At 49.5% G+C, this 13,299-nt stretch carries 14 protein-coding genes; 12 read left to right on the forward strand and 2 right to left on the reverse strand.

What is annotated here, in order from left to right; all coding sequences use genetic code 11:
- Positions 1–10: 10 nt before the first annotated feature.
- The 6 genes from K5K95_RS16200 (at position 11) to K5K95_RS16225 (ending at position 5,006) form a co-directional block, all read left to right on the forward strand.
- Positions 11–208 (forward strand): DUF4926 domain-containing protein, encoded by a 198-nt coding sequence (locus tag K5K95_RS16200; protein ID WP_222590240.1) that lies wholly within the window; start codon positions 11–13, stop codon positions 206–208.
- Positions 209–536: 328 nt separating this feature from the next.
- Positions 537–1,019, forward strand: a complete 483-nt coding sequence (locus tag K5K95_RS33065) for a hypothetical protein (RefSeq protein ID WP_261398159.1) — start codon at positions 537–539, stop codon at positions 1,017–1,019.
- Positions 1,020–1,387: 368 nt separating this feature from the next.
- Positions 1,388–1,756, forward strand: a complete 369-nt coding sequence (locus K5K95_RS16210) for a hypothetical protein (protein WP_222590241.1) — start codon at positions 1,388–1,390, stop codon at positions 1,754–1,756.
- A gap of 480 nt (positions 1,757–2,236) precedes the next feature.
- Entirely contained in the window at positions 2,237–3,871 is a 1,635-nt protein-coding gene (locus tag K5K95_RS16215) for a DUF637 domain-containing protein (RefSeq protein ID WP_261398160.1), read from the forward strand.
- Positions 3,868–4,287 (forward strand): hypothetical protein, encoded by a 420-nt coding sequence (locus K5K95_RS16220; protein ID WP_146602964.1) that lies wholly within the window; start codon positions 3,868–3,870, stop codon positions 4,285–4,287. The genes K5K95_RS16215 and K5K95_RS16220 overlap by 4 nt, the downstream gene beginning before the upstream one ends.
- A 179-nt stretch (positions 4,288–4,466) precedes the next feature.
- A complete protein-coding gene (locus K5K95_RS16225) occupies positions 4,467–5,006 on the forward strand; it encodes a DUF2247 family protein (RefSeq protein WP_222590242.1) in 540 nt (179 codons plus the stop codon).
- Between the two features lie 537 nt (positions 5,007–5,543).
- Here K5K95_RS16225 and K5K95_RS16230 read toward each other — a convergent pair.
- Entirely contained in the window at positions 5,544–5,816 is a 273-nt protein-coding gene (locus K5K95_RS16230; protein ID WP_008076699.1) for a hypothetical protein, read from the reverse strand.
- Positions 5,817–6,219: 403 nt separating this feature from the next.
- On the opposite strand from K5K95_RS16230, the gene K5K95_RS16235 reads away from it, so the two are divergent.
- The 6 genes from K5K95_RS16235 to K5K95_RS16260 all read left to right on the forward strand — a co-directional run bounded on the left by K5K95_RS16235 (position 6,220) and on the right by K5K95_RS16260 (position 12,349).
- Complete coding sequence (locus K5K95_RS16235; RefSeq protein ID WP_261398164.1) at positions 6,220–9,711, forward strand: DUF637 domain-containing protein; 3,492 nt, start codon at positions 6,220–6,222, stop codon at positions 9,709–9,711.
- An 8-nt stretch (positions 9,712–9,719) separates the two neighbouring features.
- Positions 9,720–9,941: a hypothetical protein gene (locus tag K5K95_RS33070; protein ID WP_261398165.1), complete on the forward strand. Its 222-nt coding sequence runs from the start codon at positions 9,720–9,722 to the stop codon at positions 9,939–9,941.
- 486 nt (positions 9,942–10,427) lie between these two features.
- Positions 10,428–11,075, forward strand: coding sequence for a transposase (locus K5K95_RS16245; protein ID WP_261398167.1), 648 nt, complete (start codon positions 10,428–10,430; stop codon positions 11,073–11,075).
- 129 nt (positions 11,076–11,204) lie between these two features.
- Positions 11,205–11,564 carry a ribonuclease toxin immunity protein CdiI gene (cdiI, locus tag K5K95_RS16250; protein WP_222590244.1) on the forward strand — a complete coding sequence of 120 codons (360 nt, stop codon included), beginning with the start codon at positions 11,205–11,207 and terminating at the stop codon, positions 11,562–11,564.
- 232 nt (positions 11,565–11,796) lie between these two features.
- Complete coding sequence (locus tag K5K95_RS33615) at positions 11,797–11,979, forward strand: deaminase domain-containing protein (protein WP_409999731.1); 183 nt, start codon at positions 11,797–11,799, stop codon at positions 11,977–11,979.
- A gap of 1 nt (position 11,980) precedes the next feature.
- Complete coding sequence (locus K5K95_RS16260) at positions 11,981–12,349, forward strand: hypothetical protein (RefSeq protein ID WP_222590246.1); 369 nt, start codon at positions 11,981–11,983, stop codon at positions 12,347–12,349.
- A gap of 260 nt (positions 12,350–12,609) precedes the next feature.
- Here the strand turns inward: K5K95_RS16260 and K5K95_RS16265 are convergent, their stop codons facing one another.
- On the reverse strand, positions 12,610–12,882 hold the full coding sequence (locus tag K5K95_RS16265; RefSeq protein ID WP_129442062.1) for a hypothetical protein: 273 nt from the start codon (positions 12,880–12,882) through the stop codon (positions 12,610–12,612).
- Positions 12,883–13,299: the final 417 nt, after the last annotated feature.

Raw genomic sequence — 13,299 nt, forward strand, 5'->3', positions numbered from 1 at the left:
GGAGTATAAGGTGGGTTATTCGCTTTTTGATGTGGTTGTGTTAGTCGAGGATATCCCGGAGGAGGGATTGCGAACAGGTATGAAGGGAGCGATTATTGAGATATATAGTCAGCCAGTTGAGGGATATGAAATAGAGTTTTGTGACGAGCAGGGGCGAACAGTTGCGCAGTTGGCATTATCTTCTGATCAATTCCAACTCTATAAGTAGGTGCAAAAACAACAGGTAGTGCAATAGAGCTAACATTTGACAAGACTACCCGGACTTGGACAACTCCAGCAGGTCTAGATTATGGACAAGGATCAGTTCAAGGAAACAGAGTTTTGCATGTTTAGAGCATGCGGAGCCGGAGAAAAGGGACGAATTTATTTACTGCGTTTGCCCATAAAATAAATCTCTCCCTGAGAAATCTCCGATTTTTCGTACGACAAATCAAAGAATCGAGACTGTCAGGTTTTTTGTATGAACCATATAAAACGGGCGACCTACAAAACGAAAAGGGGACAGATCTATTTGTTTATTTGTTTATTTGTTTGTCATGACCATTATCAATGAATATCACGACAGGAAAGTGGGCGGATTTATTTGGTATTGGTGCATCCCCCAAAAAATAGATCTGTCCCCTTATTTCAGTTCGCGCAAAACATGCTGGTCAATTATGTCCAGAGAAAAGGGGACAGATTTATTTGTTGGCAGCAGCCCGGAAGAACTATTGAGTGATGTGGATATGATTGTTCGAGAAATTGGGCGAGAAGAGCCTGTGCAGGTGTTTGGGATTTACTGGATAGAGAACGAGCGCTTTTACTGGGTCATTCCTTATGATGGTTACGGTGGCCTGATGGCACTCAGTGATAGAGAGGTCAATGTTGTTGACTCTTCGTTGTCAAGTGATCTCATCCTCTGCAAGGATGGGGATGGGGGTGACATGATTCTGCACTGGGCAGCCGAAGATTTGATTGAAAAACTCGTGGAGCGTGATCCACTAGCAATGGTGGAGTTCTTAGGGCGCATAAAAAACTGATGGTGCAAAAGCAACTTGAAGAAGACGTAAAGGGGACGAATTTATTTATTCCCTGTGCCCAGAAAATAAATCTCCCCCTGAGAAATATCCGATTTTTCGTACGACAAATCAAAGAACCGAGACTGTCAGGTTTTTTGTATCAGCCATATAATGTATGGAAGAAAAGGGGACTGATTTATTTGTCTGGTTTCAGCAGGCTCTTAGTTTTGACAAGAGTAATTGGGAGGGGCTGGCGTCGCAGATTCAATTTGATGAAGCGAAGGCCGTAGTGACAAAAAATTCATATAAAGAGAAAAGGGGAGTGATTTATTTGTTTGGCTCGTGCGGTGGCTAGAAAATAAATCCGTCCCCTTTTTTAGAGAAGCGACATGAACTATTATGAAATTTTATCGCTCTCAAATTTTTATCTCGAAGATAGCTACGTTTTGTCAATTGATGAGGCGGCAGGATCACTGACTTTTGAACTGGAGGCTGTTCTTACTAAGAATCACCCACAATATGAAGAACCACAAAACGGAGAGCAGTATTGCTATCGCAAGGTTTTGTTGCGTTTTTTTAGCGTGGACTCTATCGAATGGCTTGATAGGAGACTCATAGGGTTTGTAGATAGTACAGGTGATTTGGACTATGGAAATATAGACAGTTTTGTTAGCGATGATGGCGCTTATATTCTGTCTGGCGATTGGGGGCGAGTCATAATTCGGGGCGGAGAGGTAGAAGCGGTTATCACTGATTAGTTGGTGCAAAAGGCGCAGGCGACGCAGCAAGCATTAGCGAATGCCGCAAAGCTTCGTGGGCACCTTACTGGATAAGAGATATCTAGTGGCCATGCATTTTAAAAGCATGTGATTCAGAAGGGCGAATACAAAGATCTGGAAATAACTACTTGCGAACAATTCGCCTCACATATCGAAAGCGTCGATAATAACCCAGACGAAAAGGGGACACCCATTAGCCGGTCTCGAGTCAAGGCTAAAAGCCAACTTGCCCTGAAGAAAAGTGAAGAAAAGGGGACTGATTTATTTGTTTAGTTTCAGCAGGCTCTTAGTTTTGACAAGAATAATTGGAAGGGGCTGGCGTCGCAGATTCAATTTGATGAAGCGAAGGCCGTAGTGACAAAAAATTCATATAAAGAGAAAAGGGGAGTGATTTATTTGTTTGGCTCGTGCGGTGGCTAGAAAATAAATCCGTCCCCTTTTTTAGTGGTGTTCCAGGACGTGACGTCCTCGGAAGCGCTCAAGGAATATGTGATTTCGGGGGTGACGGCTGGTGTAACAGCTGGGTTCTTTAAAGACATTCTGAAAACAACGATTACAGGCAAGGTAGACCTCAGCAGCCTGGAAGGGATTGGGCGGTTTGGCGTTAATCAGGTGTTGCAAGGCGGGACGTCCGCGTTGCTGGGCAAGGCGCTGGGGGAAGACGTCAACGTTAGTGATGTGTTGAAAACTGCCTTGTTCAACACATTGGCGGCAGCCAGCTTCAACGCCGTGGGCGATTACACCAAAGGCGTGTTTGACGATGGTTCTGCAACTAAAGTCGTCATTCATGCCATGGTGGGTGGGCTGCTCTCAGAGGTAACAGGTGGTGATTTTGCAACCGGAGCCTTGGCGGCGGGTGCGAATGAAGCGCTCATCGTCGACCTGAATAAATTGGTCGGTGGTAATCCTGATCTGCTCTCGATGGCGTCTCAGATTGTTGGTGTTCTTGCGGCGTCGACACAAGGGAATGTTGATGCGGAGACTTTGCAAACTGGGGCGTGGGTTGCCAACAATGCGACTCAGTACAACTTCCTGAGCCACCGCGAAAACAATGAACGATTTGAGGCACAACGGGATTGTGAGGCGGGGGATGTTCAGGCCTGTGGCCGTGTAGAGCAATTGAATAAGCTGGATGTTGAGAGAGATAAGGCTCTATTTTCTGCTTGTAAAAACGACCCTGGAAGTTCGGCCTGTACAAACGCACGTATTGCAGCCAAAAAAGCAGAGTTTGACCTTCTGGTACATCAAAACACCCCGGAAGCTCGCGAGCAGGTTCGATTGGCCCTGGAAGATCCAGAGTTGCTGAGATACACCATTGATACGGAGCTGCGCAGCATTCGGGTGCTTGATGATGCGGTGACGAGAGAACTGTCCACCAGCATCAGTAAAAATCTGATGTCCATCGTGACTGATTTCCTCCCTGTTATCGGCGCCGGCAAAAGCTTTGCAGAGGCAGAAGACATTTGGGACTACCTTTTTGCGTCTGTGGATGTGGTTCCGTTTGGAAAAATAGCCTCTAAACTTGGCGAGGGGCTTCAAGAAGTCAAAACACTCTTGATGGAGGGAAAAGCCCAGGAAGCGGATGCATTACTAACAGACTTGGCAAAAACTGCCTCGGATGCCAAAAAAGGTCCGATTACTCACGTTACGGATGAGATGAAGGCTGATCCATATGATCCGGATTGGCAGAGGTATACTGGTACTGAGCCACGGGGCGTAGGGGCTGATGTTGTACAAGCTGTAATTAAGGACCTCGGTCGAGTTTCTTTTAATGCAGCGAATGATGTAGGGACGCTTTATTCTCCTAAGGTGACGCTAAATTCAACAGAGATAATATTTAATGATTTTTCCGTTGGGACGTCGAAAGGTTTTATTGGTGTCGGTGCAGATGGGGCCGCCGAATTGGTGGGACCTTTGAAAAAACTGGTAGAGTACTCACAGGCGCAAGGAGCAAAAACAGTAACGTTTAAAGGTTATTATGCTACCGAAGAGGGAGCGTCCCTAGGTGGTGGCAAGGTCGGCGAGAAGTTCTCTCTCAGTTTTCCAGCTACGAATGACGGGCTTAAAGAGTTTCTTAGAGGCTTAAGGAAATGAGCATTAGTTCTTCAGTAAAAAAACGAATTGTAAGCTTGGTGTCTTCCGGTTTTGGGGAGGATTATGATGCAGTGGAGTCTGTTGGCAGTTATTTGTACTCAGTCAAGCTTCCGGAAGGTGTGTTTTACATTTCGGAAACTGGTGTTCATTTGAAAGGTGGTAGGGGGGGTGTTGATATTTTGTTTTTGGATATTTCTGAAATAAGAAGCCACCTTTCGGCAGAGCTCTGCTCTGAGGTATCTAATAAGCGAGATGTAGAATTTTTTGTTCCTTTGGAGATTTTTAGTCAGAGGTTTGTAATGGCGTTGCATGTGCCTTTTTTGGCGTACTCTAGATTTTTAAATGTATTGACGGAGTTAAGGTCGGCGAATTTAACGAAAGCGGGGACAGACCACATTTATCGAGGGGGTGGATAATGCTCCTTCAATTTAATCGTGGTCTGTCCCCGTTTTCCCCCAGTTTTCCCCGTTTTCCCTTCAGGTAGCTACAACGGTGTGGCGGGTAGGTTTGAATGGATTGTAGATCCGAAGTTGGGCGGTGTAACACACAGAATGTTTGTGCCAAATGGAACTGTTAACGGTATACCGGTGAAACCATGATTCAAGCAGTCTTTGAACGAATTTCCAAACATGGCTTGACTGACTGGGCCGTGGTGCTTCAGGGCGTCTGCGGTATTCCGAGCCTTTTGGGGCGCTTGCCAGCGTTTTGTGTGGAAAATTTTGCAAACGCTGAACTTGAAAAAATGGCTGGGAATAATCCCTTGCTCGATGTGATTGTTAGCTTGGCTAACGATAGTGACCTGCCTGTATCTGAGCTATGCTCGCAGTTGCAAAAAATGAGCGAGTTTCAAAATGCGGACATGCAACGAGCCAGGAAAATATGGCGAGCTGTCGCACTGGAAGAACTGCTAACAAACCTAGACTCGGACCCGCTCTATGGGTTGATACAGCTGTCGGAGTTTTGGTCAAATTGGGAGTGGCCTGCTGATGCTCCACTGTCGATGACTCCCGGCGCGATGACTTTGCCGGAGCATCAATACCACTCGGCATCGAACTATGATCACGTTGTTCATGAACATGAGCAATGGTTGAAAGATGAGCTGGCTGCTTTGAGCTGTAGAAAAGTTTCAACTTGATCTGACAATCTCGACACCGGCCTTGCGCCGGTGTTGTTTTATCTGCATTAACCTTTCTTCTTAGCTGCTCGCTTGGTTGTTACTGCTGGTTCCCATAATCCGCGATGCCTGGCACTTTAGAATCATCCCATCGAGCAGTGCCTTGATAACCGACTTCTCGGCTTCGGGCATATGGCTGGCGGCCTCAAAGCGCAGGCGTAAATCGTCGGACGGTCCGCGTTCTCCTTCAGCGAACACCAAATCATCCAGACTGACGTGCAGAGCTGTTGCCGCTGACCGAAAACTGACCGCGTAAAGGCTGTTCTGCCGACTGAAAACTGACCTAGGTGGTTCAACTGCTTCTGCTCACTTTCCGAGCAGGAGAACACAGGGTGATCAGAGAAAAGGGGACGAATTTATTTATTGCCTGTGCCCAGAAAATAAATCTCTCCCTGAGAAATCTCCGATTTTTCGTACGACAAATCAAAGAACCGAGACTGTCAGGTTTTTTTGTATCAGCCATATAAAACGGGCGACCTACAGGTCGCCCGTTTTCATTCACTCCGCAGCCTGTGCCCGCAACCGCCGACCAATCACATCCATCAAATCACAGCCATCGCGCAACGGTATGGCGAGCAATTTTGAGAAGTCAGATAGCACGACGGTGTCGCAGCCGATTTCTGCGCGAAAGGCGATGTTTTCCAGCACCTGAGTGACCGTGCGAATACGGTAATCCGCCATTGCTTGCAGGACATCCAATGGCGCTTGGGTGTCGATGAGGAGTGATGCCGGGATCAGGTCGATTCCGGTGAGGGGCATGTATCTATCCATAGTTGAAGCCTCGTTTAGTTTGCTGAGACTGCCAGCAGATCGTCGCCAAACGAAATGGGGTGGCAGCTGTACGCAGGTTGGCGAACCGGAAACGAGTAACCGGCAGACCCGAAGGTCTCCCGCGCACAACTGCCATAAAAACAGTTTTGCGGATGCGAAGGCGCCTGCAAATAAGCAGACAGCTCTCGCACTCGTTCGTCAGGTCGCCAAACCCGGTCGCCATGTGGACGACGGGCGGACTATAAGCTTCATCGTTCCAGCGGTGCAAGGTGCCTGATTCCGAGGTTGGTGTAGGACCTTTACGATCAACCGCGTCCAAGGCCTGCCAAGCAACGCCGGCAAATCCCAGCCGCACAAATACCTGATCGAAACCAACCCGGTACTCACCGACCTCAAGCAATTCATGAGCTCGGACTACCTGCTCCAAGGCTTGGGCTACAACCCCGACCAGAGCGCCAAGCGCCTGGGCGATGGCCTCTTCGAACAGAAACTGATTCAGCAAGCCGTGGTCGCCCGCACCGGCCAGCGCTTCATCGACGGCCAGACCTCGGACGAGGCGGTTTTCAAGTACCTGATGAACAACGCCATCGCCAGCAAGGACGCGTTGAACCTCAGCCTCGGCGTCACCCTCACCGCACAGCAAGTCGCGGCCCTGACCCACGATATCGTCTGGCTCGAAGAACACGAAGTGAATGGCGAAAAAGTCCTGGTGCCGGTGCTGTACCTGGCCAACGCCAACAACCGCCTCGCCGCCAACGGCGCATTGATCCAGGGCAGCGACGTGACCCTGATCGCGGGCAAAGACCTGAACAACGCCGGCACCCTACGCGCCAGCCAGAACCTGGAGGCGACGGCCAAAAAAGACCTGGTCAGCAGCGGGCTGGTGGAGGCGGGGGAACGGTTGGACTTGCTCGCCACCAATAACCTGACCAACAAGGCGGGGGGCATCATTGCCGGGCGGGACGTAACCCTCAGCGCCACGAACGGCGACGTGGTCAACGAGCGCACGGTGACCTCCCACGACAGCAGCGTCGGCGACTACAGCCACGCGCGCGACTTCGTGGACAGCGCCGCCCGCATCGAAGCCGCCAACAAACTGGTGATCAACGCCGGGCGCGACGTTCTTAACACCGGGGGTGTGTTGAAAAGCGGTGGCGACATGACCATCGATGCCAAGCGCGACGTCAGCATCACTGCTGTGGAAGAGCGCCACTCCGACAGCCGTACCGACTTCCTCGACTCTACCCTGACCCAGCACGGCGCCAGCGTCAGTGCGGGCGGGGACCTGACCGTCAATTCCGGCCGCGACGTAACCGTGGTGGCGAGCAAGCTCGACGCCAAAGGCGACGTGACGATGGACGCCAAGGGCGACCTGCTGTTCGCCACCGCCGCCGACGAACAACACAGCTACTTCAAGGACAAAAAGGAAACTCGCCAGGAAGACCACGTCAGCCAGATCGGCACCTCACTGGATGCGGGCGGCAAACTCACCCTCAAGTCCGGCAAGGACATGACGCTGGTTGCCAGCGACATCAGCGCCGGCAAAGAAGCTTATCTGCACGCCGACGGCGACCTGCAACTGCTGGCCGCACAGGACCGTGATTACTCGCTGTATGACATGAAAAAAAGCGGTGGTTGGGGCAGTAAAAAGACCCAGCGTGATGAGGTGACTGATGTGAAAAACATCGGGAGCCAAATCACCACAGGCGGCGACCTGACCCTAGTCAGCGGTGGCGATCAGCGTTACCAGGGCGCCAAGCTCAACAGCGGCGGAGACCTGACGCTGGACAGCGGCGGCAGCATTACGTTTGAGGCAGTGAAAGATACGCATCAGGAAGGTCACGAAAAGAGTGATACCAACCTCGCGTGGATGTCGATGTCAGGCAAGGGCAGCACCGATGAAACGTTGCGCCAAAGCGTGCTAGCCGCGCAGGGCAATGTCGCAATAAATGCGGTAAATGGGCTGCATATTGACCTCAAGCAAGTCAATCAGCAGACGGTGAGCCAGGCCATTGATGCGATGGTGGCAGCCGACCCGCAAATGGTCTGGCTGAAAGATGCTGAGCAGCGTGGGGACGTGGATTGGCAGCTAATTCAGGAGGTGCACGACTCTTACGAGTACAGCAACTCCGGGCTCGGTCAAGGGGCGATGCTGGCGATCATTATCATTGTCACTGTCTTGACTGCTGGCTCGGGCACTGCCGCAGCTCTTGCAAGTTCCGCTTCCGCCGCAGCACAAACTGCCGCGTTGGCCGCTGGTATGTCAGCAGCCACGGCAGCAACTATTGGCGCCGCAGCAGCGGCTGCTGCAACGGCGAGTTTCTCGGCCGTTTTATCGCAGGCAGCCATCAGCGGGATCAACAACAAGGGCAACTTGGGTGCCACGCTCAAGGATGTGACCTCTTCGGAGAGCCTAAAAGGGTATGTGGTTAGCGGGCTGGTAGCGGGCTTTGCGGCGGGTGTCCTAGACAAAGCATTTGGCGTGACTGCCGAAGGCGCGGGCAAGGCCACTCATGGTTTCGCATTGGGTGAGCTGGACGGTTTCACCAAGTATGCCGGATACACCTTGGCTGAAAATGGCTTCGCCGCTTCGGCAAACGCAGCGCTCAATGGCGGCAGCCTCAAAGACGCACTGGCTCAAGCTGCCATAGGCAGTGTTGCCGACGCATTGTCGGCCTCTCTCTATAACAAGCTTGGGACCCAGCTGGAGTTTTCAGGACTCCCTGCAAAAGTTGCAGCACATGCATTGGTGGGTGGGCTGATCGCAGAGTTGGCTGGCGGTGATTTCAAAATGGGCGCTCTGGCCGCCGGGGCTAATGAGGCATTTGTTGCCACAATTGGCGATTCCATTTTTAAAGGCGACGCACACGATCAGCTTCTGGCGCTGACTTCACAGCTGATCGGTTTGTCTGTGACTGCCGCTGCTGGCGGCTCGGACAAGGATCAGGCGATATCCGGTTGGGTCGCCGCCCAGGCGACAAAGTTCAATAGCCTCGATCATCCAACGGCTGAAAAGCTTTTGAATGAGATCAAAGACTGCAAAGCGAGTGGCAATTGCAGCGAGGCCAAAATTCGCGAGGTGATAGCGCAATACGAGAAAATTTCGTCTGCGCGATCTGCCTTGATCGACGCTTGTACGACGCGTGCATGTGTCGAATCTATCCAAGCCAATACCATCGCCATGGACGATCCGGTTGCAAAGGACCTGTTGAACCTGTTCAAAACCTCCATCGCATATGACATGTATGGATTGATGGTGGGTGATCCGAGCAAGGTTGCCATTCCTTCACAAGGCATGGATGCGTGGGGAGGCACTTTTGTTACCGATGATCAACTAGCCTTTGCCAAGTACATCCAAGAAGGATGGTTGACCACTGCGGAGCAAGCTCATCTAGACACTTGGACTAAAGAAACGTCTTGGATGGACAACGCCGCTGGGCGGGTATTGAGTGTTTCTGAGAAGGCCGGGATGTTGCTCAACCTCGGCAATACGATGTTGACCGAGGGGTGGGGTAAGGCCGCCAATGGCAATTCGCTTGGCAATGGTGTAAAAAAAGGGGATGGAATCTCCAAGGATGCTGATGGATTTGGAGAGGGTGCAAAAGGCATTGATAAGATTTTTGAAGCCGGTCGCACGCCAAAAGCAAGTGAGTTAAAAGAGTACGCGAAGGCTCAAGGCTGGAAGCCCTCTCAGACCGATGGTGGCCCCCTCAAATACGTTGACGAGAATGGCATTCCTCGTGTGACAATCAAACAAGGTAGCTCGCGCGCGCCAGGAAGTTCTGATCCACATGTTGAGTTCAAGGATGCCACAGGCCAAAGAACCGATGCCTTTGGTAATCCGGTAACTAGGAAAAGCCCAGACAATCACACCTCAATTGACTTCGACCTTTGAGAAGCGACATGAACTATTATGAAATTTTATCGCTCTCAAATTTTTATCTCGAAGATAGCTACGTTTTGTCAATTGATGAGGTGGCAGGATCACTGACTTTTGAACTGGAGGCTGTTCTTACTAAGAATCACCCACAATATGAGGAACCACAAAACGGAGAGCAGTATTGCTATCGCAAGGTTTTGTTGCGTAGCGCGACTCTATCGAATGGCTTGATAGGAGACTCATAGGGTTTGTAGATAGTACAGGTGATTTGGACTATGGAAATATAGACAGTTTTGTTAGCGATGATGGTGCTTATATTCTGTCTGGCGATTGGGGGCGAGTCATAATTCGGGGCGGAGAGGTAGAAGCGGCTATCACTGATTAGTTGGTGCAAAGGCGCAGGCGACGCAGCAAGCTTAGCGAATGCCGCCAAGCTTCGTGGGCAACTTACTGGACAAAAAATAGATCTGAGAATCATCTGGCCGGCCTCCCCACCTCACGGAGGTGGCGCAAAATTCAAAGAAAAACGGGGACAGACCACGTTTATCCTGAGAATGGCAGAGAATGGGGGCAGACTACGTTTTTCTGTGTCGCACTTTAGTGATCTGAAATAGTGTGAAATAGATAGGGAGATTGTTTTTCATAGAATTGACTAAGCTATTGGCATCATTAATTGTGAACGGATTCACCATATGCCACGCAGAGCACGTCTCTTGATGCCAGGTGTCCCCTTGCATCTGATTCAACGAGGAAATAATAGATCAGTTTGTTTTTTTTCAGAGGATGATTACCTTTTTTATTTAGAGCTGCTTGCTGAACAGGCCAACAAAAATTCGTGTGAAATTCACGCATGGTGTCTTATGACTAACCATGTCCATTTGTTGATTAGCCCTCATGAGCACAGCAGTACCAGTTTGCTTATGAAAGGAATAGGGCAACGATATGTGCAATACATAAATCGTACATATGGACGTAGTGGGACTTTATGGGAAGGACGCTTCCGTTCGTGCCTTGTTCAAAGTGATAGTTATGTATTGGCCTGTTATCGCTACATTGAGATGAATCCTGTCAGAGCCAAAATGGTGACGCATCCTGCGGAATATCGTTGGTCGAGTTATCGTGCTAACGCACAATCAGAGTTTTCGCATCTCATTACCCCGCATGCTCAGTACCTATCGCTTGGGGACACAGATGTGTCGACTGCTGAAGTCTATCGCGAGCTTTTTAGAAGCAAGTTGGAGATAGGATTGGTTGACCAGATTCGGGCTGCCACCAATGGCAACTATGTACTTGGTGGTTCTCGATTTGCAGCCGAAATTGAAGCTATGATTGGGCGACGAACTCGGCGGGGATGCCCGGGCAGACCGAAAAAGCACTAGATTTTTTAGATGGAAAACGTGGTCTGTACCCGTTTATACCCGTTTATATATCAAGTTCAGGATTTATCTGGACCCGACTACCGGTACGGTCCGTAACTTCCACACGAGATAAGTTGAGGGGGTAAAGCTGTGAACGAATTGTTTGGTAAGCCCTACGATCGACGGGATTTGCATTGGGTTATTGAAGCCTATTTCGACCGGATGTACGACGATGGAAGATTTGTTGAGGCTTTGGAACATATTGTTAAGCAGTGTGGTTTTAGTACGGATGGCGCATATTGCAGTTTTCCCGATATGAACAGTTATTTTGAGGAAGACCATTTCGAAGGTGTCAGATTTTCCAGTGGGTATCTTCTGGAGGAGGATGTATCGGTAGTTGTAAGCTACGAGAAGTTTCGTGAGTTTCTAAGGCTCGCTTGTGCTAAGTATTTAAAACGTCACCCCGGAGATACAGGGAAAATAAGTGAGTTGTTGGGCTCCTCAAACTAAGAAGAAAAGGGGCAGATCTATTTGTTTGTCATGTCCCATAAAGATTAGAATGTGTAAACCTTATTCAGGACTGGACAAACCAGAAAAAATAGATCTGTCCCCTTTTTTTCAATACGATGAGCGCATTGGTGAGTTTCTACCTAAGCCACCTGGTGATCTGCAATCTTGGGTGCTGCAACCACAGTCTGCTACATCCAAATACATTGGAACACCCGAGGCATATTTGCGGGATATGGATACAGAGTTCAAAATTCTTGAAACTGTCGCTCAGCGGTTAGGAGACAATCCGAGTGCTGTTGGGCAAATAAATCTAATATCGGAGAAGTCGGTTTGCCCTAGCTGTACTGATGTGATTAGACAGTTTCGCGATCGATACCCGAAAATTCAGTTGAACGTGTTTACAGTGGAGAATTAACGTGAAGGTTGATCTTGATTTTCATGATGCGGTTTGTTTGGTAAAAAGACTTTATAGTGATGCTATTGAAGGGCGAAAGTTTCGGCCTGAACAGGCGTTTGCATATGTCCAAGATGAGACGGAAAGTTTGCTTCAGGATGGTTCGCCAGGAATAAATGCGGTTCTTCAAACTGCTATATATATTGAAGGGGCCCATCGTGGGTTGGTGTTGTCAAAGGATAGCCTGTACGCGCAGGAGATATTGGAGCTTTTAGCTGATATATATGGGAAGTGTGCTGTGCAAGAATTAATAAAAGTTGGGATGGGTGGAGAGGATTTGGAGCGTATGAAATTAGAGATGGATTTTGTGAAAGAAAATTTTTTAAAGTGATCGTGCGGAAAATTAAATAGGGATTTTGTAGTGGTCTAATTTTCGGATTCCTGGATAGGTGGAAAATACAGCTTTCGAGGACTTTTTAGGATTTTTGATAACAGCTTGATGTACTGAGTGGTGACGAATTTATTTATTGTCCAGAGATAAATCTCTCCCTGAGAAAATACCGATTTTTGTATGAAAAATCGATGAGTCGAGACTATTATTTTTTGTATCAGCCATATGAAACGGGCGACCTACAGGTCGCCCGTTTTCATTCACTCCGCAGCCTGCGCCCGCAACCGCCGACCAATCACATCCATCAAATCACAGCCATCGCGCAACGGTATGGCGAGCAATTTTGAGAAGTCAGATAGCACGACGGTGTCGCAGCCGATTTCTGCGCGAAAGGCGATGTTCTCCAATACCTGGGTAACCGTGCGAATACGGTAATCCGCCATTGCTTGCAGGACATCCAATGGCGCTTGGGTGTCGATGAGTAGTGATGCCGGGATCAGGTCGATTCCGGTGAGGGGCATGTATCGATTCATTTGAAAATCTCTATTTTGATGAGCCAATGCCGTCACTCAGTCGTCGCCAAACGATTAGGTGGCAGCTGTGCGCAGGTTGGCGAACCGGCATAGAGAAAACCGGCAGATCCGAAGATCTCCCGCGCACAGCCGCCATAAATAGCGGCTTTGCGGGTGCGTCGGAACCTGCAATTAAGCCGATAGCCTTCGCATTCTCTATGATCAGGTCGCCAAACCTGAATCGCCATATGGACGACGGGCGGACTATAAGCTTCATCGTTCCAGCGGTGCAAGGTGCCTGATTCCGAGGTTGGTGTAGGACCTTTACGATCAACCGCGTCCAAGGCCTGCCAAGCAACGCCGGTAAATACCAGCCGCACAAATACCTGATCGAAACCAACCCGAAAAGGGGAAAGATCTATTTGTTTTGCCTGTCCC

Origin of the sequence: Pseudomonas sp. DR48, from assembly GCF_019823085.1 — a bacterium.
Lineage (GTDB): Bacteria > Pseudomonadota > Gammaproteobacteria > Pseudomonadales > Pseudomonadaceae > Aquipseudomonas.

What these genes read in the sequence shown, in the direction of transcription:
- K5K95_RS16210 (WP_222590241.1), top strand. Translation starts at nt 1,388, where the DNA reads ATGAACTATTATGAAATTTTATCGCTCTCAAATTTTTATCTCGAAGAT.
- K5K95_RS16235 (WP_261398164.1), top strand. Translation starts at nt 6,220, where the DNA reads ATGAGCTCGGACTACCTGCTCCAAGGCTTGGGCTACAACCCCGACCAG.
- K5K95_RS16220 (WP_146602964.1), top strand. Translation starts at nt 3,868, where the DNA reads ATGAGCATTAGTTCTTCAGTAAAAAAACGAATTGTAAGCTTGGTGTCT.
- K5K95_RS33070 (WP_261398165.1), top strand. Translation starts at nt 9,720, where the DNA reads ATGAACTATTATGAAATTTTATCGCTCTCAAATTTTTATCTCGAAGAT.
- K5K95_RS33615 (WP_409999731.1), top strand. Translation starts at nt 11,797, where the DNA reads ATGGATACAGAGTTCAAAATTCTTGAAACTGTCGCTCAGCGGTTAGGA.
- K5K95_RS33065 (WP_261398159.1), top strand. Translation starts at nt 537, where the DNA reads ATGACCATTATCAATGAATATCACGACAGGAAAGTGGGCGGATTTATT.
- K5K95_RS16265 (WP_129442062.1), bottom strand. Translation starts at nt 12,882, where the DNA reads ATGAATCGATACATGCCCCTCACCGGAATCGACCTGATCCCGGCATCA.
- K5K95_RS16230 (WP_008076699.1), bottom strand. Translation starts at nt 5,816, where the DNA reads ATGGATAGATACATGCCCCTCACCGGAATCGACCTGATCCCGGCATCA.
- K5K95_RS16225 (WP_222590242.1), top strand. Translation starts at nt 4,467, where the DNA reads ATGATTCAAGCAGTCTTTGAACGAATTTCCAAACATGGCTTGACTGAC.